General features: G+C 62.2%; 15 protein-coding genes and 3 tRNA genes. 15 read left to right on the forward strand and 3 right to left on the reverse strand.

From position 1 onward, the window contains the following. Positions 1 to 46: 46 nt before the first annotated feature. The gene (locus AC0MRV_RS18975) at positions 47 to 2,842 is read right to left on the reverse strand and encodes a TonB-dependent receptor domain-containing protein (RefSeq protein ID WP_472766089.1); all 2,796 of its coding nucleotides are present in this window, start codon (positions 2,840 to 2,842) and stop codon (positions 47 to 49) included. Positions 2,843 to 3,020: 178 nt separating this feature from the next. Between AC0MRV_RS18975 and AC0MRV_RS18980 the strand changes: the two genes are divergently transcribed. Beyond that, positions 3,021 to 3,683, forward strand: coding sequence for a response regulator transcription factor (locus AC0MRV_RS18980; protein WP_472766090.1), 663 nt, complete (start codon positions 3,021 to 3,023; stop codon positions 3,681 to 3,683). On the opposite strand, the gene AC0MRV_RS18985 is transcribed toward AC0MRV_RS18980, so the two are convergent. Then, a complete protein-coding gene (locus tag AC0MRV_RS18985) occupies positions 3,630 to 5,576 on the reverse strand; it encodes a sensor histidine kinase (RefSeq protein ID WP_472766091.1) in 1,947 nt (648 codons plus the stop codon). The two genes, AC0MRV_RS18980 and AC0MRV_RS18985, sit on opposite strands and share 54 nt — an antisense overlap. A 322-nt stretch (positions 5,577 to 5,898) precedes the next feature. On the opposite strand from AC0MRV_RS18985, the gene AC0MRV_RS18990 reads away from it, so the two are divergent. The 13 genes from AC0MRV_RS18990 (at position 5,899) to AC0MRV_RS19050 (ending at position 13,975) form a co-directional block, all read left to right on the forward strand. After that, positions 5,899 to 5,973: transfer RNA gene (locus AC0MRV_RS18990), tRNA-Lys, on the forward strand. Positions 5,974 to 6,109: 136 nt separating this feature from the next. Beyond that, positions 6,110 to 6,185, forward strand: a tRNA-Thr gene (locus AC0MRV_RS18995). 32 nt (positions 6,186 to 6,217) lie between these two features. Then, positions 6,218 to 6,291 (forward strand) — tRNA-Gln (locus AC0MRV_RS19000). Between the two features lie 312 nt (positions 6,292 to 6,603). Continuing rightward, positions 6,604 to 7,275 (forward strand): MotA/TolQ/ExbB proton channel family protein, encoded by a 672-nt coding sequence (locus AC0MRV_RS19005; RefSeq protein WP_472766092.1) that lies wholly within the window; start codon positions 6,604 to 6,606, stop codon positions 7,273 to 7,275. Positions 7,276 to 7,330: 55 nt separating this feature from the next. Then, complete coding sequence (locus AC0MRV_RS19010; protein WP_472766093.1) at positions 7,331 to 7,762, forward strand: ExbD/TolR family protein; 432 nt, start codon at positions 7,331 to 7,333, stop codon at positions 7,760 to 7,762. A gap of 39 nt (positions 7,763 to 7,801) precedes the next feature. Then, positions 7,802 to 8,245, forward strand: a complete 444-nt coding sequence (locus AC0MRV_RS19015; RefSeq protein WP_472766094.1) for an ExbD/TolR family protein — start codon at positions 7,802 to 7,804, stop codon at positions 8,243 to 8,245. A gap of 20 nt (positions 8,246 to 8,265) precedes the next feature. After that, complete coding sequence (locus AC0MRV_RS19020) at positions 8,266 to 8,934, forward strand: energy transducer TonB (protein ID WP_472766095.1); 669 nt, start codon at positions 8,266 to 8,268, stop codon at positions 8,932 to 8,934. 4 nt (positions 8,935 to 8,938) lie between these two features. Further along, a complete protein-coding gene (locus tag AC0MRV_RS19025; RefSeq protein ID WP_472766096.1) occupies positions 8,939 to 10,309 on the forward strand; it encodes a tetratricopeptide repeat protein in 1,371 nt (456 codons plus the stop codon). 21 nt (positions 10,310 to 10,330) lie between these two features. Continuing rightward, entirely contained in the window at positions 10,331 to 10,864 is a 534-nt protein-coding gene (locus AC0MRV_RS19030) for a hypothetical protein (protein WP_472766097.1), read from the forward strand. Between the two features lie 24 nt (positions 10,865 to 10,888). Beyond that, positions 10,889 to 11,422, forward strand: a complete 534-nt coding sequence (locus tag AC0MRV_RS19035; protein ID WP_472766098.1) for a hypothetical protein — start codon at positions 10,889 to 10,891, stop codon at positions 11,420 to 11,422. Between the two features lie 149 nt (positions 11,423 to 11,571). Continuing rightward, positions 11,572 to 12,651 carry a hypothetical protein gene (locus tag AC0MRV_RS19040; RefSeq protein ID WP_472766099.1) on the forward strand — a complete coding sequence of 360 codons (1,080 nt, stop codon included), beginning with the start codon at positions 11,572 to 11,574 and terminating at the stop codon, positions 12,649 to 12,651. A gap of 81 nt (positions 12,652 to 12,732) precedes the next feature. Further along, positions 12,733 to 13,008, forward strand: a complete 276-nt coding sequence (locus AC0MRV_RS19045) for a hypothetical protein (protein WP_472766100.1) — start codon at positions 12,733 to 12,735, stop codon at positions 13,006 to 13,008. 73 nt (positions 13,009 to 13,081) lie between these two features. Beyond that, on the forward strand, positions 13,082 to 13,975 hold the full coding sequence (locus AC0MRV_RS19050) for an SMP-30/gluconolactonase/LRE family protein (RefSeq protein ID WP_472766101.1): 894 nt from the start codon (positions 13,082 to 13,084) through the stop codon (positions 13,973 to 13,975). 4 nt (positions 13,976 to 13,979) lie between these two features. Here the strand turns inward: AC0MRV_RS19050 and AC0MRV_RS19055 are convergent, their stop codons facing one another. Further along, on the reverse strand, positions 13,980 to 14,867 hold the full coding sequence (locus tag AC0MRV_RS19055) for a helix-turn-helix domain-containing protein (protein ID WP_472766102.1): 888 nt from the start codon (positions 14,865 to 14,867) through the stop codon (positions 13,980 to 13,982). A 122-nt stretch (positions 14,868 to 14,989) separates the two neighbouring features. On the opposite strand from AC0MRV_RS19055, the gene AC0MRV_RS19060 reads away from it, so the two are divergent. Continuing rightward, positions 14,990 to 17,209 (forward strand): bifunctional rhamnulose-1-phosphate aldolase/short-chain dehydrogenase, encoded by a 2,220-nt coding sequence (locus AC0MRV_RS19060; protein ID WP_472766103.1) that lies wholly within the window; start codon positions 14,990 to 14,992, stop codon positions 17,207 to 17,209. Positions 17,210 to 17,274: the final 65 nt, after the last annotated feature.

Below are 17,274 nucleotides of genomic sequence, written 5' to 3' on the forward strand. Positions count from 1 at the left end.
TGCTGACGGGACCCGGCATCGGTTCAAGGGTTGCGTGACCCAGCGACTAGAACTTGCGCGAAAGTTGCACGTAGATCTGGCGGCCCTTCGCACTGTGGTAGCCGGAGTCGAACCCATCAGACGATCCCATAAAGAGCGGCGGATCCTCATCGAACAGGTTGTTCACGCCCACGCGCATCGCCGTGCCGGCGAGCGCCGAATCTTCGCTGAAGCGGTAACCCACCGACGCATTGGCGATCCACTGCGCGTCCACGAGAAGCTTTTGCACCACACCATTGGCATCCGTGGTGTCATAGGAGGAGCTGTTCTCGTAGTCGCTAACGTATTGACCGCTCAGATACGCCGACCAGGCGTCCTTGCGCCAGGAAAGCGAAACAAGACCCTTGGTGCGCGGATTGCCGCCTTGGCGGATCGGATTAGAGACGTTCCCGTCGCGATCGACATCTTCAAGCTTGGAGGTGTAGGTGCCCTCGGCCTTCAGCGTGAAACGGCCGATACTGGTTTCCGGCATGACCCAAATCAACGCCGCGTCGACGCCCTGGATTTTGCGGGAGTCCAGATTGTAGTAGGTGCCTTGAATCTCGATGAGGCGCCCCGGGATGCCGGCCGCAATGTCGCTGGTAGTTTGGGCTTCGCGAATGACCCGCGGATTGCTGCCGCCGTTGGCCGCCCAGAGTTCGGCATCAAGATCGAGTTCGTCCTGCGCATCCGGATTGTCGATCCGGTCGGTCGAATCGATTTGGAAAAAGTCCATCGACAGCGAAAGGCCCTCGACCTTCGGAATATCGAGCACAAAGCCGATGTTGTAGGATTGGGATTCTTCGGCCTGCAGGTTCGGATTGCCGCCGGTCACGACCCGTTTGCTGACGGTGCCCTCGGCGTCTTCCTCGCCCGTGCGGGCGTCGTCGATCAGGCCGTTGTTGCGACGGGCGCGCTGCGGTTGGAAGAGCTCGGCGACACCGGGAGCGCGAAAACCCTCGTTGTAGGAGGCGCGGATCATCAGGCCCTCGTAAACCCGCCAGGACAACGCGGCGGCCGGCTTGAGGGCGTCAAACTCCTCGAAGTCCTCGTAACGCGCGGCGAGGCGCAAATCCATGCTGTAAATACCCGCAACCCGGTTGGTCTCGCTCACAATCGGCAGCAACGACTCGGTGTAGAATCCAAACATCCGGCGACTGGCATCGATGTCGATCTGCTCGGACTGGGCGATGACATCGTCGGCGAGACCGAAGGGGTCGTTCCGCTGTTTCATGCTCTCTTCCCGAACCTCCACGCCCATCACCGTGGCCATCGGGCCAGCGGGCAGGTCAACCATGTCGCCGGAGATCTTGCCATCCCAGCCGGTGATGGTGCCGGTGCCGCGGTCCCAGATATCGATCACGAAGTTCTCGTATTGGGCGGGCGTATTGACGAAGGGACCGCCGAACGGATTGAACGCGTCGGGCGTGTCGAGCGCGAGTTGCGCTTCGAGCAAGCTCTGCGACATGTAGTTGTGATTCTCCTGATAGGTCTTGCCCACCATGTGCAGGACGGCGGTTTCCCAATCCCAACCCGCGGCGAGGCGGCCACGAAGCCCCACCACCCCACGATAGCTTTCCAATTCGCTGAGATAGGAACGCGGTCCGATATCGACCGGACGATAGTTGCGAATCAGCACGTCACGCGGGGTGCCGGAGGGGTTGGCCGTGCCCGGGCCGTAAAAACGGGTGCCGACCGGATTGTAATAGTTGGTCTTGGGGATGATGACGCCATCGGTGCCGGAGGAGATCGGCGTGGCGGCGGTGAGACCGTTGGAGTCGGCCTGATAGAAGGACAACTCGGCGAACAGACTCATGACGTCGCTGATCTCATGATCGATGGTGGTGAACAGGGATACGCGCTCCGTGTCGGGCAGGAGCCAGTCATCTTCCTGAAAGTCATAGATCGCGCTCGGGCCGGTGCTGCGCGCGAGTTCACCCGTTTCGGGGTCGACATGGAAACGACCACGGGTCGAACCGGAGGTCGGGGTGAAACCGGGGACGCCAACCGCACTGCCGCTATCGGTGACCGCCGTGAAGCGGCCATACGGCGACGACGAAGACTGGCGGTTAAAACGACTGTTGGACGCAAACGGCTCGTCGACCAACGGGCGCTTGTCGGCCGAAGCAGAGTAGGCGCGGTCCGAAGAATCGAGGTGCTCGCGCTCGTAGTAGGACAGGAACACACCGAGATGGGTGCGGCCGTCTTCGGACGCAAATCCGCCGGAAAGATCGACGCTGTAGGTGTTGGGCGCCGGATCGCCCCACTCCCCGCGCACCTTGAGTTCCACCCCTTCGAAGTCGCGCCGCAGGCGGGTATTCATGACGCCACCGATCGCGTCAGAACCGTAAATCGCCGACGCGCCGTCACGCAGGATGTCGATCGAGGACACCGCTGCGACGGGAATGGAGTTGAGGTTGACGAATTGAACGGGAGGCGTGCCCGGGGTGACGCCGTGGGCCGACATGCGGCGACCGTTGAGCAGCACCAAGGTGCGGCCCGCGCCAAGGTTTCGCAGGTTGATCGTCGCCACATCACCGCGAGCGTCATTGGGACCGGTCGCGGTGTCGTTGAAGCCGATGTTTTGTGAAAACGGCAGCGCCGAGATCACATCTTCGATGGTCGAAGCGCCGATCGCCTCGATGTCGACCGGAGCAAAGGTGCTGACGGGCACGCTGGCCTCCTCAAGGGACCGCGAAAGGTTGGAACCGGTGACGGTGAAGGCTTCCATCCTCACGACGTCTTCAGAGGGGGCGGTTTGCGCCAGACCCCAGGGGGCCAGCAGACCGCCGAGCACGGCCATGCGGGCACGCGGCGAGTTCATGATGAAGTTCATTGCTAGTTCAGGTGTTCGGTTTGGGGAACGGAGCCACCGAGGGCCGGCGGGCTTCCCGTCGATGATAGAGCAGTTTCGAATCCCATGCCATGGCGTGAAGCTACGTAACGAAACCGGTCCACGCGAGCTTGCCTCCGGTTCGCGGGCGCCTCAACTCAGGCGTCCGATGCCGCCCACCGACCGCAGTTCCGCTCCCCTGCCCCGTTTTGTGATGGTGGACGACTCGGCCACGTTTCGGGAACTCGTGCGGGAAACCCTGGCAGCGCGCTATCGCCCTCTGGTCTTTGAGGGTTACGCCCTCGGCCGCGAAGGCATCGCGGCCTGCACGGCCGCGCCACCCGACCTGCTCATCGTGGACCTCTACCTGCACGACATGGACGGCCGCGACGTGGTGCGCGCGTTGCGTCGTGAGCAGGTGGATACGCGGGTGCTGGCGGTGACCGCCCACCCCGACGCCGGCCTGCCCGCCGACCTGGTGCAACTCGGGGTGGCCGGCTTCGTCGACAAGCATTCCCCGATCGAACAGCTTGAGCGCGCGGTGCAACGCCTGCTGGAGGGCGGCATGTTTTTCTCCGCCTCGGTGCGACCACCGGAGCCACGCTTGGGCGACGAACCCGCCATTCCCACTGCGCAAGCCAACATCCTGAGCGAACGCGAACAGGAGGTCGTGCGGCTCGTCGCCCGCGGATTGGCCTCCAAGGAAATCGGCGACCGCCTCGGCCTGAGCACGCGCACCGTCGAAAAACACCGAGCCCGCATCCTGGCCCGTCTCGGCCTACACGACATTCCCACCCTCGTGCGGTGGTGCCTGCACCGCGGCTTGGGCTGACTCCGCCAACGGCAGCAAGACACGGAAGATGGCTCCCTGCCCCGGTTGGGATTCCACTTCGAGTTGGCCACGATGCAGCGCCACCAGTTCGCGCGTGATGTGCAGGCCCAGTCCCGATGAGTGCTCCCCTGCCGTGGGCTCAGCAGACAATTGAGCGTAAGGGCCAAACACCCGGGCCATATCCGCCGGCGCCAACCCCGGGCCGTCGTCCTCAACCGCTATCGCCAGCCACCGCGCCGTCACCTTGACGTCCAGCGTGATGTGGCCGCCGTTCGGGGTGAACTTCAGCGCGTTGCTCAGCAGGTTGTTCAGGATCTGCCAAAGGCGCTCTCGGTCGACCCGCACCAGCGGGAGCGTTGCGGGCATCACCAACCGAAGTTCTTGAGACTTCGCCAACGCGACCGACTGGAGGTGCTCCACCACTTCCCGAAACAAAGGCCGCAGGTCGAGCTGCTCGGCATGCAAGGTGAGGGCCTGATCCTCGATCGCCGCCGAATCGAGCAGATCATGCACCAACAGGTCCATGCGTGTGGCATCCACCCTCATGCTGGAGGCCAGACGATGTGCAAGCGATCCGGCGGCAGCGTCATGCTCGATCCGCGCGGCGGTCGCTCGCAGGGTCGCCAAGGGGACTTTGAGATCGTGGGACGCAATACGCAGCAAACGGGATTTGAGCGCTTCGGCTTGTTCCGCTTGGTCACGCGCATCCTCCGTGGCCGCCCGGACCCGGCGTTCCTGCCGGAGCCTTTGCCGCTGCAACCACACCGCGGTGCACAAGCCCAGCGCGAGCAGAAGCAAGCCAGTGGTAATGAAGACGTTGAGCAGCCGTCGCCGACGCACCTCGGCCGTCTGCAGGGCCTGATCGCGCCGCAAAAGGTCGATCTCGTGCTCGCGCCGTTCGGTCTCATAGCGGGCGTTCAACTCCGCCACCCGCTGCCTCACCTCCGAGGACCGGGCCGTCTCGATGGCACCGGCCCGCAGCCGTTCAAAGTGCAGCGCCTCGGACCACCGCCCGAGCGCCTCGTGGGTGCGCGCCAGTTCATCGTAGAGGTTGGCCAGGACCTCTCCGCTGCCCAACAGAAGTCCAGCCTCCAGGCCGCGCTGCAAGTGCGCCAGCGCCTCCTCGTTGCGGCCTATTTCCCGCAAAATGCCGCCAATGCGCCGGTGCACGTTGGCGATGTAACGCTTCAAATCGAGTCGCTCGTAGATGGCCTTCGCCTGATCGAGACGCTCCAGCGCTAGTTCCGACTCCCCCCGGGCGTGAGCGATGAGGGCCAGGTTGTTGAGCGAATCCGCGATGCCTCGCACGCTGCCGAGCTCGCGCCGCAAGCGCAGCGCGGTCTCATGATGCGCCGTCGCCCGGGTCAGGTCTCCCGCCCCGAGAAAGTGGTTGCCCATGCTGTTGTGCACGATCGCCAATTGGCGCAGGTCCCCGACGGTTTCCGCCCAACGCAAGGCTTCCGCCAGGTGCTCCCCGGCTTGGGCGGCGTCGCCAAAGCTCTGAAAGGTCAGCCCCAGGCCGGCATGAGCCTTCGACAACAGCAGGGGATCCCCGTCGGAGCGGGCCAGATCCAATTGCCGCAAGTGGGTCTCTATCGACGCGGGGTAGTCGGCAAGGCTCCACTGCAGGCGACCCAGCAGGTAAAGGTATTCGGCGGTGAGTCGGGCGTCGCCCATCTCCGCCGCGGCCGCCAAGCCGTCCCGCACATCACGGATCGATTGGTCATAGTCCCCCAGACGGCGCAAAGCCGAGGCGGCGATCAATTGGGCCTCCAAGCGCTGTGAAGCGGTCGAAGCCGCGGCCTGCGCCGCACGCGCCAGCTCCAGGGCTCGTTTGGAGTCCCGCGACTCCAGCTCCCGCGCCGATCGCAAGATGTCGGTGACGGACTCCATCGACGGCGGTGAAACCGCAGGCTGTGCGCTCGCACTCGTTCCCAACACGCCAACGCCCCACCCTAGCAGCACGAACCCGCGGCGAAGCACCGCCCAAAGGCCCCGGCGGCGAACCGGAGCGCCGACGGTTTCGCCGAAACCAAACGCAAGCGGATGCGCCGAATGCATAGCCCTTGGATTTGAAGCAGACGCGCCTGCGGCGAAAGCGCGAATTACGCCAATTTACTGCAGCAATCAGCCTCGTGAAAAGTTGTGCACAAAAGTCCTCAAAAGGGTTTGACAAGGGTAGCCCCGCGATGAGCTATTCCCCGCTCCATTGCGCGGCTCCCTAGCTCAATGGTAGAGCAGTTGACTCTTAATCAATTGGTTCAGGGTTCGAGTCCCTGGGGGGCCACCATTTTTCTTTCGACCTGGCTCACGGATCGCCCTCGGCGGTTACCCTCCCTTAGGCAGGAAGTTCTTTCCCAATCACTGTCTTCACGATCAGTTCCGGCACACTGGCCTCGCCGATCGGGTCCCACTCGCACGCCAACGCCGGCGTAGCTCAATTGGCAGAGCACCTGTTTTGTAAACAGGCGGTTGCAGGTTCGATTCCCGTCGCCGGCTCCAGCATTTGACCCACGGTATTTCCACACCTTCACTGCCCGATGGTGTAATGGTAGCACGAACGACTCTGACTCGTTCTGTCTAGGTTCGAATCCTAGTCGGGCAGCCATGTCATCTGATCGTCACCTAACGATCCTCGACTTAATCGGTCGAAGGTCGTTGACAGCGCTTGGTGTAAGAAAAACGTCTCTCCTCCCTTTCTTGTGTTCCACCACAGACCCGACAAAACCCACCTCCCCTCTACCCTACGACTTCAGGGGAAACCCCTACGGCGCGTTAACAGTCAATCGGACGGCGCCGGGAACCTGCTGATTTGCGGTTGCGTGCGCCTAAGCCTTGCCCCGCCTTCCTTGGCGCCCTAATTCCCCTAGCTCTTTTTCAACCCACTCACTACTCTCCTCCAAACTACTAATCAGACAACATGACCTCGATCTCCCTTCCGCTCGCCATCACGATGCCCATGAACCTCACTCCGATGGAGTTCTTCAAAGAAGGCGGGTGGATCATGTGGCCCATCATTCTTCTCTCTTTCGTCATCGTGACGGTGGTGATTGAGCGCCTCATCTTCACGGCGCGCGAGTCCGCTTCCCGCGACCCTGAGTCCGTCGAAAAGGTTCTGGAACGTGTTGAAGCCGGTGACTTCGAGGGCGCCATCGCCGTCGGTCGCAAGTCCAAGGACTTCATCGCCCGCATCCTCGTTTACTCCCTCACCCACCGGGAGACCTCGATGGCCAACGCCTTCGCTCGCGCCACCAATCAGGAAATGCAGCGCTACAACCAAGGCATGCCGACCCTCGACACCATCGTTACCGCCGCTCCCTACGTCGGTCTCTTGGGCACGGTTACCGGTATGATGGAGACCTTCGGCGCTCTCGGCGAAGGCACCGACGTGGCCGCCAACGCCGGCCAGATCACCGGTGGTGTGGGTGAGGCGCTTATCGCCACCACCTGCGGTCTCGCCATCGCCATCTTCGGTCTCTTCCCGTTCAACTACATGAACGCCAAGATCGCCCAGGCGAAACACGACGTCTCCGACGCCAACAACGCCCTCGAGCTCATCCTCAGCAAGGACAAGAACAGCACCGCGGTCTAAGTCGAAGTTCATCTTCAACTTACGAATCGCAAAACCCTAAGCCCAAGGCCTCCCAATGGCTAGCTCAGGCGGCGGCACGAACCCCGACGGCAGTAAGCGGGCACGCATTGAGATCATTCCTCTCATTGACGTGATCTTCTTCCTGCTCGCCACCTTCGTGCTCTTCACCCTCTCCCTCAACAAGTCCGAAGGCGTCGCGGTATCGCTCCCTGAAACTGAGACCAGCAAGGCGCGTGATCCCGCCGGCACCGTGACCATCTCGGTCACCGCCGAAGGCACGCTCGCTTGGGACAAGGACTTGATCTCCCTCGACGAATTCCTCGACCGCCTGCAGGCCCTCTATCAGGCCAAGGGCGACGAAGCGGAGATCCTTATCAACGGCGACCAAAATGCGTTCTTCAGTCAGGCTCGTTACGTCTTCGACGAAGTCCGCAAAGCCGGCATCACCAAAGTGAAAATTGAGACCCGGGTCAGTCCCGGAGCTTAATTTTCCTAATAAACGACAATTTCATCCGTATCCAAGCATATGGCCGGTGGCAACAAGACCCAAAAGCTGACGGAGGAGCACGAAAAGAAAGCGCGCATTGAGATCATTCCTCTCATTGACGTGATCTTCTTCCTGCTCGCCACCTTCGTTCTCTTCACCCTCTCCCTGAACCGCATTCAGGCGATTCCGATTAACCTCCCGCAAGCGGTTCCGCCGCGCCCGCAGGAAAACGACGACGACAAGCCGATCACCCTGCAGGTCTCCGACAACGGGAACTACTACTGGAATCAAGAACTCATCACCCTCAAGGAAGTGGAGTATCGTCTCGGCAACTACGCCGCGGAGGAACCGAATCCCCGCGTGCTGCTCACCAGTGACGACCTCGCGAAATACGGTGACACGATCAAGCTGCTCGACCTCGTCCGCCTCGCCGGCATCGAGCAAGTTTCGTTCGAGACCGTTTACCGCCCCACCGGCCGCTAATCCCTAAAGAACTGGATAACATGACCAGAGACCTGATTATTGGCTTATTCGTTTCCGTCGGCCTTCACGGTGGACTGTTTTTCTACGAAAAGCTCGTTCCGCACGAAGAAGAAGTCGTCGCCACCGTCGTGGAGGAGGAGTTCACCATCGAGCTGATGGAGATGCCCCCTCTCGAACCGGAGCCCGAGGAAATCCTCGAAGCCACCGACGACGCTCCGCCTGAGGAGATCGAGTTCGCGCCCCCGATGCAGGCCGACGTTCCGTCGGTCAACGTCGAGGCCGCCTTCATCCAAAAGCTGCAGCCCCCGCCCCCTCCCGGCCTCGAGCGCCCGACCGGCATCATCTCGATTCCGAAGACCAGCGCTTCACGCGCCATCGGCGCGGGCATGAAGGACCTCTTCGACCTGAAGAACCTCGATGAGCAGCCCACTGCCCGCTTCCAATCCAAGCCCGTCTATCCCTTCGAAATGCGCCGCGCCGGCATCACCGGTCAGGTCATTGTCGGCTTCATCGTCGATTCCAAGGGTAACGTTCGCGAGGCCTACGCTGTCCGCTCCAGCCACCGCGAATTCGAACAAGCCGCCATCCAAGCCGTTTCCAAGTGGCGCTTCCGCCCCGGTAAAAAGGGTGGCCGTGCGGTGAACACCCGCATGCAGGTTCCCATCGTTTTCAACATCACCGACGACTAAACCCATGTCTGCTCCCTCTCTCTCGCGCCGCTTGCTGCGCCTCGGTGGACTGCTGGTTGCCTTGACCGTCATCACGCCCGCCGTGATCTCGGCCCAGGACGCGCCCCGCAAGGAACTCACCGAAAAGGTCTCAACCGGCCTGTCCAACCTCCAGGAACTCTTCGATACCAAGCAGTGGGACGTTGCGCTCGCAAACGTCAATTCGCTGCTCGCGACGGTGAAGCCTGAGTCCTACGACCGCACTTTGCTCAATCAGGTCAAGGTCCAGATTCTCCTCAGCCAAGGCAAATACCCTGAGGCCATCGAACCGCTGGAAATCGCCCTTCGCCTCGGCAAGGCCTACGACTTCATCGCCGACCGTCAGCGCCTTGAGTTCACGCAGATCCTCTCGCAGCTCTACTTCCAGGAGGGCACGACCACCAAGGATCCGCGCCTGCAGACCGAATACCTCAAGAAGGCTTACGACACCATCCAGATCTACCTGGCCGAAAACAAGGATCCGAAGGTTGAATCCGTTTCTTACGCGGCGACCATGATCTACACTCAGGCCACCTTGGATGCGGAGAATCCCGACAAGAAGCTCCTCAACGAGGCTCAGGAACTCGCCCAAAAAGGTTTGCTCCTCTCCATCAAGCCCCGCGAAACCTTCTACGTGCTCATCCTCGCTGCCCTCCAGCAGGAAGGTAAGAACAAGGAAGCGTCCGAGCTGCTCGAGCTCCTGGTCACCATCAACCCGACCAGCAAGCAATACTGGCAACAGCTGCAGGCGACCTACCTCAACCTCGCCAATTCCTTTCCGCCCGAGTCACGTGAAGCGCTCGAATACAACGTCCGCACCATCGTCACCATCGAACGGGCCCAGAAACTCGGGATCCTCGACACGCCTCGTGACCATTTCAACATGGTCGGTATCCTGATGAACATCAAACGCTTCAACGAGGCGATCGTGCTGCTCGAAAAGGGCTTGGCCAATGGCAACATCGAGGACACCCAGCAAAATTGGGAATACCTCGCCTCCTCCTACCAGCAGGTGCACAAGGAACTCAAAGCCATCGATGTCCTGAAGCAGACGGCGGAAAAGTTCCCCACCGTTGGTCCGCTGGAATTCAAAATCGCCAACATCTATTACGGCTTGGACAAACTTCCCGAGGCCTACTCGCACGCCAAGAAGGCCCTCGAAAAAGGTGGCGTCGACAACGTCGGAGCCACCCAGATGTTCGTCGCCTACATGGGCTACGAACTGAAGAAGTATGATGAGGCCCTGCCCTTCGCCAAAGCGGCCAAGGATGCGGGTGCCGCTAATGCAGATCGCCTCTACGAGGCCATCGACAATGCCATCAAGGAACGCCAAGCCGCCCTCGAAGCTACGATCTAATCTCTCAAACCCACCCCTTTCATGAACAAAGTCTATATCTTCGTCCCGTTAATCGCGCTGGCCGGATTCACCTTCTACTACATGGGCTTCGCCAAGGAATACGAGGCCCACGAGCAGGAAAAAATCGAGATGGCCAAACAAAAGCGCATCGAAGAAATGAAGCAAGAGGCCGCCGATCGCGAACGTGCGATCAAGGAAGCCTTGGAGCTCAACGCCGCCCGCAAGGCGGAGCGCGCCGCCAAGGAGGCCAAGGACCTCGCCGAGAAGGAAGCCCGTTTCGCCGCCGAGGAAGCCCGCAACGACGCCCAAAGCGCTCGCAACAAGTTCTCGAGCCAGGTCAAGTCCCTCAGCTCCGACATTGAGGAGGTGAAGAAAGAGATCGAGGAAATCGAGGCCGACAAGAAGCGCCTCGATGCCGAGATCGCCCACCTCAACACCTACGTGGCCGCCGCCCAGCAAAACGAGGCCAGCCTGCAAGCCGTGATCCAAAAGATCAGCGAGGCCAACACCGCCCGCGCCGCTGCCGCTGCCGCCGCCGCCGCCGCCCGTAAATAAGCCCAACCTCAGGATTAAATCGTAATGAACAAGTTCTACATCATCGTTCCCGTCATCCTGATGGTGGCCTTTGGTTTCATCTACAAAGACTTCTCCACCAAGCACGCGATTCAGGAAGCCGAAGAAGCCGCCGCCATCGCCGCTGAGGAGGCCGAAGCTGCCGCTCAAAAGGCGGAGGCTGAACGCAAGGCCAAGGAAGACGCCGATCGTCGCACCGCCGAACGCGAAGCCGACGAAGCCGCCAAACTGGCCGAGCGTCGCGCCAAGTGGGAAAAGGCCGGTGCTGAAATCGCCGCCGCCACCGCCGAGTTCAACGCCGAGGCCGACAAGCTCGCCGCTGAAGCCGCCGAACTCGAACTCCAGCTCCGCGCCATTCGCAACGAACGCGACACCAAGGCCGGCGAGGCCTTCGAGCTGACCAAGAAGGTGGAGACCGCCCGCATCGCCAAACGCACCGCCGAGCTCCGCATCCAGCGCATGACCTCCATGATCGCCAAGGAAGCCGAGGAGAGCGCCCTGACCGCGATGCCTGATCTCACGGCCACGACGGATCGCTAAACCGAACCGATATCCTCCCCTCCCACCTCTGCAAACCTCGCGGCCTTCACCGCGGGGTTTTTCTTTGCCCACGTTCGCGGCGTCCATGCGATCTGTCCGCATCGCTTTCTGGTCGGCGCCACGCCCATCCCTCGCCCTACTGCTGCGCGATGTTAACCCACCCAGAATCCCGTGGCCGCCCCCACCGAATTCTCAGCCTGTCGTTCGTTTTGCTCGTCGCGGTTTTGACGACCCTGGCCGTTCAGCCGGACGCCGCCCCACAACCGCTCTACCGCGATCCGATCTACGACGGCGCCGCCGATCCTGTCGTCGTCTGGAATCCCACGACCGAATCGTGGTGGATGTTCTACACCAATCGTCGCGCCAAAGTTCCGGGACTGTCGGGTGTCGCTTGGGTGCACGGCACCCCGATCGGGATCGCCGAATCGCGCGACCGCGGGCTCAGCTGGCACCGCGTGGGCGACGCGGTGATCGACCTACCTGGGGACGTCGAGGGTGCGGAACCCACCTATTGGGCGCCTGAAGTGATCACCGGGCCCGACGGCCGCCATCATATGTATCTTACCGTCGTGCCGGGCATTTTTGAGGATTGGCGCCACCCCCGCAACATCGTCCACCTCACCAGCCCGGACCTCCTGCATTGGACTTACACGTCCACCCTTCAACTAGCCTCCGATCGCGTGATTGATGCCGGCGTGGCCCAACTCCCGGACGGCACCTGGCGTATGTGGTATAACAACGAGCGCGACGGAAAATCGATCTACTTCGCCGACAGCCCGGACCTGTATTCTTGGACCGATCGCGGCAAAGCCACCGGCGTCGGTGAGCGGCCCGGCGAGGGGCCCTACATTTTCCAATGGCAGGGCCATTGGTGGATGCTCGTCGACCTCTGGCGAGGCCTCGGCGTATATCGATCCGATGACCTGCTCAACTGGGCGCCCCAGGAGCAGGATCTGCTCAACACGCCCGGGCAAGGCCCAGATGACGGAGTGAACGGAAGCCACCCCGGCGTCGTGGTCTGTGGCGATCGTGCCTACCTCTTCTATTTCACCCATCCCGGACGCGCCGGCACCATCAGACCCGACGACGGCGACAACCTCGATCGCAGACGGAGCTCCATCCTGGTGACCGAACTCTCCGTGAATGACAAAGGAGAGCTCACCTGCGACCGAGACGCCCCCACCTTCATCGAGCTCATTCCGCCACCATCACCGACCCACCAGCGCTAGCCTCCGGCCTCCTGACCAGACTCCGGCACCAGATTCGGGCGTTGCGCCTAAAAGCGTTCGCCCCCGAAATGCGGCCCGTCGATGAGCTTAACAAAGCGAATACACGCCTGGCGCAATCAACGCGCTTCGGATAAAATTTGCGAACAGCTTGCGGTGCTCGTGCTGGCCGCGCAGGACGATCCGGCCTTCTCCGGCCAAATCAAGCTGCTGCTCAACCTCCCCCCGCTCCAACGGGCTTCGATCATCAACAGCGCGGTGGACGAAATGAAACTGAAGGGTGAACCGGCCGACCTGCGCGCTGCTTTCGCCGTTCTCGCCACCGACGAAGGCGCGACCGTGGCGCGCGGGCTGCTTTAAGCAGAGCGGCCCCACCGCGACGCCGATCGCGTCTTGATTACCACGCCAGCACCGCCTTGCCTGAGCTCCACCGATGGATGACTCGCCCCGCCCCGTTCCACTGCCCCAATTAGAAGCCTGCCGCCTCGCCGAAGGCCCCGTTTGGGATGATGTCACCGGACATTTTCATTGGGTGGACATCACCGCGGGTCGCTTATTCACCATGGATCCGAGCACCGCTGTAACCACCACGTTCGACCTCGGTGGCGCTTGCGGATTTGCGGTCCCGACCAGCCGCGCCGGCATTTGGCTGGCGGCCCGCGGCGCGGAAATCGTTTCGCTCGAGCTCGCCACCGGTCAGATCTCTGTCCTGGCCAACCTGGCCGAAGGCGCGGATCTCCGCTGCAACGACGCGAAGTGTGATCCCCAAGGTCGCCTCTGGGTTGGAACCATGCCCTACGCCTGGGGCGAGTTCACCGGTTCGTTTTACCGCTTTGAGTCCGGTCACTCCCCCGCCCCACAACGCCGCGCTATCGGCTGTTCCAACGGACTGGCGTGGTCGCCCGACGGCACCCGGTTTTACTACATCGATAGCCTCACCTATCAGATCGATTGCTACGACTGGCAGGCTGAACGCGGCGAGCTGAGTAATCCCACCGTCCACATCGCCTTCACCCAGGAACAAGGAATGCCTGACGGAATGTGCATTGATCGCGAGGGCCATCTCTGGGTTGCGTTTTGGGGCGGCGGCTGCGTGCGAAAAATCCACGGCCGCACCGGCGCAATCCTTGCACAAATCGACCTGCCGGTCGCCCACGTAACTTCCTGCGCGTTCGGCGGGCAGGACCTCGACACCTTGTTCATCACCACGGCGTCCGAGGGCCTGGACGATGCCGCTCGCGCCGCCCAACCGCTCGCGGGTCACATCTTCACCTGCCAGCCCGGCGCCGCCGGGCTGCCGGTCGATCGCTTCAACTTCGCCGACTGACCGCTCAGTCCTGCTCCGTTCGCCGCCAGTCGCGCGGCGAGATCCCAAACTCTTTCTTAAAGGCCGCTGATAGGTGGTAGGCCGAGCTGTAACCGAGCCGCTCTGCCAGGTCGTCCAGCTTGATCCGGCCCGATCCGAGCACCCGTCGCGCTTGGGTCAGGCGTAACCGCGACAAATAACGGTGCGGCGGCATGCCGGTTACCCGGCGAAACTCACGGCGAAACTGGGTCGCTGAAACGCCGCACTCCTGGGCCAATTCCTCTGCACTGGGCGGCTCACGCAAGTTCTCCGCCAATCGCCGTTCGGCTCGCCGCACCCATAACGAACGCTCGCCGTCCCGCTCCAGCATCGATCGCCCTCCCAGCAACATGGCCAAAATCTGTAGTCCCATCGCTCCACGCACCGGGTCATGCGAAGACGCATCGTCAGCCAGAAGCCGCTGCAGTAAGCTCGCCCAAAGCGCCTCCAAGGGCACACGCGCCGTCGGTCGAATCACGCGCGTCCCGTTCCCGAGCATGAGCTCCGTCTCCAGCCGTCGCACCACCGGCCCCTCCAACTCAATCCACCACTCCTCCCACCCCGTCGCCTGGTCCGGTCGATACCGATGCCACAACTGCGGCGGCAAGACCATGACCTCCCCAGCGGCGATCGGTCTCAAACCGCCTTGCCGCGCCTCAAACCAACCGCGCCCCTGCCGCACAAAAACCAACTGCGTCGCCCCCAGTCGGCGGCCGTCCTGCCAGGAAAAGCGATGATCCGCCGGATGCCCCGCCGGCGGATAGGCCTCCGCCGCTCCGATTTTCTGTCGCCCTCCCGCCGAAACCGCTACCCCCCAATCGACCGTATGCGGCGAAAAAGGCAGGTAGCGGGCGAAGTCCGGGATCTTGATCATTTTTTGTATGTTTTTGATCAGACTTCGCATTCCGATCAAGGCATCGCTTTGGTAGATTCAGCACCCCGCAACCCCTGCGCCATCCCGCGATTATCGCCTGAACCCGAATTTCTTCGCCGACCATGTCCGAATACCAGCACGTCAACTTCACCTGGGACGACGCTCACGCCGCCTCCCTCGATCCCGTCGCTCGTCTCGTTTATCGCTCCAACATCCTCGGAGCCGATCAACGCATCACCAATACGGGTGGCGGCAACACCTCCTCGAAAATTCTCGAGACCGATCCACTCACCGGCGAAGACGTTGAGGTCCTCTGGGTCAAAGGCTCCGGCGGCGATCTGCGCACGTCCAAGCGCGGGAACTTCTCCTCGCTCTATCAAGACAAGCTCATCGCCTTGCAGAAGGTCTACGCCGCCAAAGCCGAACGCGGACTCAAGACCCCCGCCGAGGACGAGATGGTCGGCATGTATACGCACACGACCTTCAACCTGAATCCGCGCGCATCCTCTATCGACACTCCGCTGCACAGCTTCCTCCCCGGCAAGCACGTCGACCACATGCACCCCAACGCCATCATCGCCATCGCCGCGAGCAAGCGTTGCGAGGAGCTCACCCAGGAGATCTTTGGCGGCGACATGGCTTACGTCCCCTGGATGCGTCCGGGCTTCGAACTCGGCCTCGCCATGCAGGAGATCTCCCGCGCCCAACCCGACGTGAAGGCGATCATGATGGGCCAGCACGGCTTCATTTCCTGGGACGACGACGACAAGGTCTGCTACACTCGCACCCTCGATTTCATCGAAAAGGCCGCCGCCTACATCGAAGCCAAATACGAGGCCAAGGGCGGCGACGCCGCGGCCTTTGGCGGCGCCAAATTCCAAACGCTGCCGGAGACCGATCGCCGCGCCGCCTTCGCCACCATCCTGCCTTGGCTGCGTGGCGCTGTAGCCGGGGTCGGTGACCCCGGTCGCACGACGCCCCCCACCCGCTTCATCGGCACCATTCAGGACGACGAAAAGATCCTGCGCTTCGTCAACTCCGCCGACGCCCCCCGGCTCGCCGAGCTTGGCACCTCCTGCCCCGACCACTTCCTGCGCACCAAGATCAAGCCGCTTTACGTCGATTGGAATCCGCAGACCGAGGACCTCGCCGCACTGAAGGCCAAACTCGCCGCCGGCCTCACCCAATACCGCGCCGATTACGCCGCCTACTACGAGGCCTGCAAACACGCCAACTCGCCCGCCATGCGCGACCCGAATCCGACGGTCGTGCTCATCCCCGGTCTCGGCATGATCGCCTGGGGCAAGAACAAGTCCGAGTCCCGCGTCACCGCCGAGTTCTACAATTGCGCCGTCGAAGTCATGCGCGGTGCCGAGGCGATCGACGAATACATTTCCCTGCCTCAGCAGGAAGCCTTCGACATCGAATACTGGCTCCTCGAAGAAGCGAAGCTGCGCCGCATGCCGCCCGAGCAGGAACTCGATCGCCAGGTCGTGCTCGTCATCGGCGCCGGTTCCGGCATCGGCAAGGAAACCGCCCATCGCCTCGTCAAGGAGGGCGCGCACATTGTCTGCGTCGACCTCAATGCCGACGCCGCCAACGCCACCGCCAAGGAAATCACCGATAACTACGGTCTCGGCATCGGCGTCGCTGGTTCCGGCATCTCCGGCTGCGGTCCGGCCATCGGCCTCGCGGCCAACATCACCGATCGCGCTTCCATCCGCGCCATGCTCGATCAAGTGGTGCTCGCTTATGGCGGCTTCGATCACATCTGCGTGACCGCCGGCATCTTCGTCCCGGCCGACACCACCGGCCACATTCCCGACGACAAGTGGGCGCTCACCTTCGGCATCAACGTCAGTGGCTCCTACTTCGTCGCCGACGAAGCCGCCAAGACCTGGCGCGAGCAGGGTCTGCGCGGCAACCTCGTCCTCACCACTTCGGCCAACGCCGCCGTGGCCAAAAAAGGTTCCCTCGCCTACGACACCTCCAAGGCCGCCGCCAACCACCTCGTGCGTGAGCTTGCCATCGAGTTGTCGCCCCTCGTCCGGGTCAACGGCGTCGCGCCCGCCACCGTCGTCAAGGGCTCGGCCATGTTCCCGCGCGACCGCGTCATCGGTTCCCTCGCCAAATACAACATCCCGTATTCAGAGGATGAGGACACCGAGTCGCTGGTGACGAAACTGGCCCAGTTTTACGCCGACCGCACCCTCACCAAGTCGCCCATCACCCCGGCCGATCAGGCGGAGGCTTACTTCCTCCTCGTCAGCCAGCGTCTCAGCAAGACCACCGGCCAGATCGTCACCGTCGACGGCGGTCTGCACGAAGCCTTCCTGCGCTGACCCTTGATTATTACAGAAGGAAACAAAGGAAAACAGAGAGCCGGACTTTAAACCAATACCTCAAA

The sequence above is a fragment of the Actomonas spartinae genome (assembly GCF_051209155.1).
GTDB lineage: Bacteria > Verrucomicrobiota > Verrucomicrobiia > Opitutales > Opitutaceae > Actomonas.

What these genes read in the sequence shown, in the direction of transcription:
- AC0MRV_RS18975 (WP_472766089.1), bottom strand. Translation starts at nt 2,842, where the DNA reads ATGAACTCGCCGCGTGCCCGCATGGCCGTGCTCGGCGGTCTGCTGGCC.
- AC0MRV_RS18980 (WP_472766090.1), top strand. Translation starts at nt 3,021, where the DNA reads ATGCCGCCCACCGACCGCAGTTCCGCTCCCCTGCCCCGTTTTGTGATG.
- AC0MRV_RS18985 (WP_472766091.1), bottom strand. Translation starts at nt 5,576, where the DNA reads ATGGAGTCCGTCACCGACATCTTGCGATCGGCGCGGGAGCTGGAGTCG.
- AC0MRV_RS19005 (WP_472766092.1), top strand. Translation starts at nt 6,604, where the DNA reads ATGACCTCGATCTCCCTTCCGCTCGCCATCACGATGCCCATGAACCTC.
- AC0MRV_RS19010 (WP_472766093.1), top strand. Translation starts at nt 7,331, where the DNA reads ATGGCTAGCTCAGGCGGCGGCACGAACCCCGACGGCAGTAAGCGGGCA.
- AC0MRV_RS19015 (WP_472766094.1), top strand. Translation starts at nt 7,802, where the DNA reads ATGGCCGGTGGCAACAAGACCCAAAAGCTGACGGAGGAGCACGAAAAG.
- AC0MRV_RS19020 (WP_472766095.1), top strand. Translation starts at nt 8,266, where the DNA reads ATGACCAGAGACCTGATTATTGGCTTATTCGTTTCCGTCGGCCTTCAC.
- AC0MRV_RS19025 (WP_472766096.1), top strand. Translation starts at nt 8,939, where the DNA reads ATGTCTGCTCCCTCTCTCTCGCGCCGCTTGCTGCGCCTCGGTGGACTG.
- AC0MRV_RS19030 (WP_472766097.1), top strand. Translation starts at nt 10,331, where the DNA reads ATGAACAAAGTCTATATCTTCGTCCCGTTAATCGCGCTGGCCGGATTC.
- AC0MRV_RS19035 (WP_472766098.1), top strand. Translation starts at nt 10,889, where the DNA reads ATGAACAAGTTCTACATCATCGTTCCCGTCATCCTGATGGTGGCCTTT.
- AC0MRV_RS19040 (WP_472766099.1), top strand. Translation starts at nt 11,572, where the DNA reads ATGTTAACCCACCCAGAATCCCGTGGCCGCCCCCACCGAATTCTCAGC.
- AC0MRV_RS19045 (WP_472766100.1), top strand. Translation starts at nt 12,733, where the DNA reads ATGAGCTTAACAAAGCGAATACACGCCTGGCGCAATCAACGCGCTTCG.
- AC0MRV_RS19050 (WP_472766101.1), top strand. Translation starts at nt 13,082, where the DNA reads ATGGATGACTCGCCCCGCCCCGTTCCACTGCCCCAATTAGAAGCCTGC.
- AC0MRV_RS19055 (WP_472766102.1), bottom strand. Translation starts at nt 14,867, where the DNA reads ATGATCAAGATCCCGGACTTCGCCCGCTACCTGCCTTTTTCGCCGCAT.
- AC0MRV_RS19060 (WP_472766103.1), top strand. Translation starts at nt 14,990, where the DNA reads ATGTCCGAATACCAGCACGTCAACTTCACCTGGGACGACGCTCACGCC.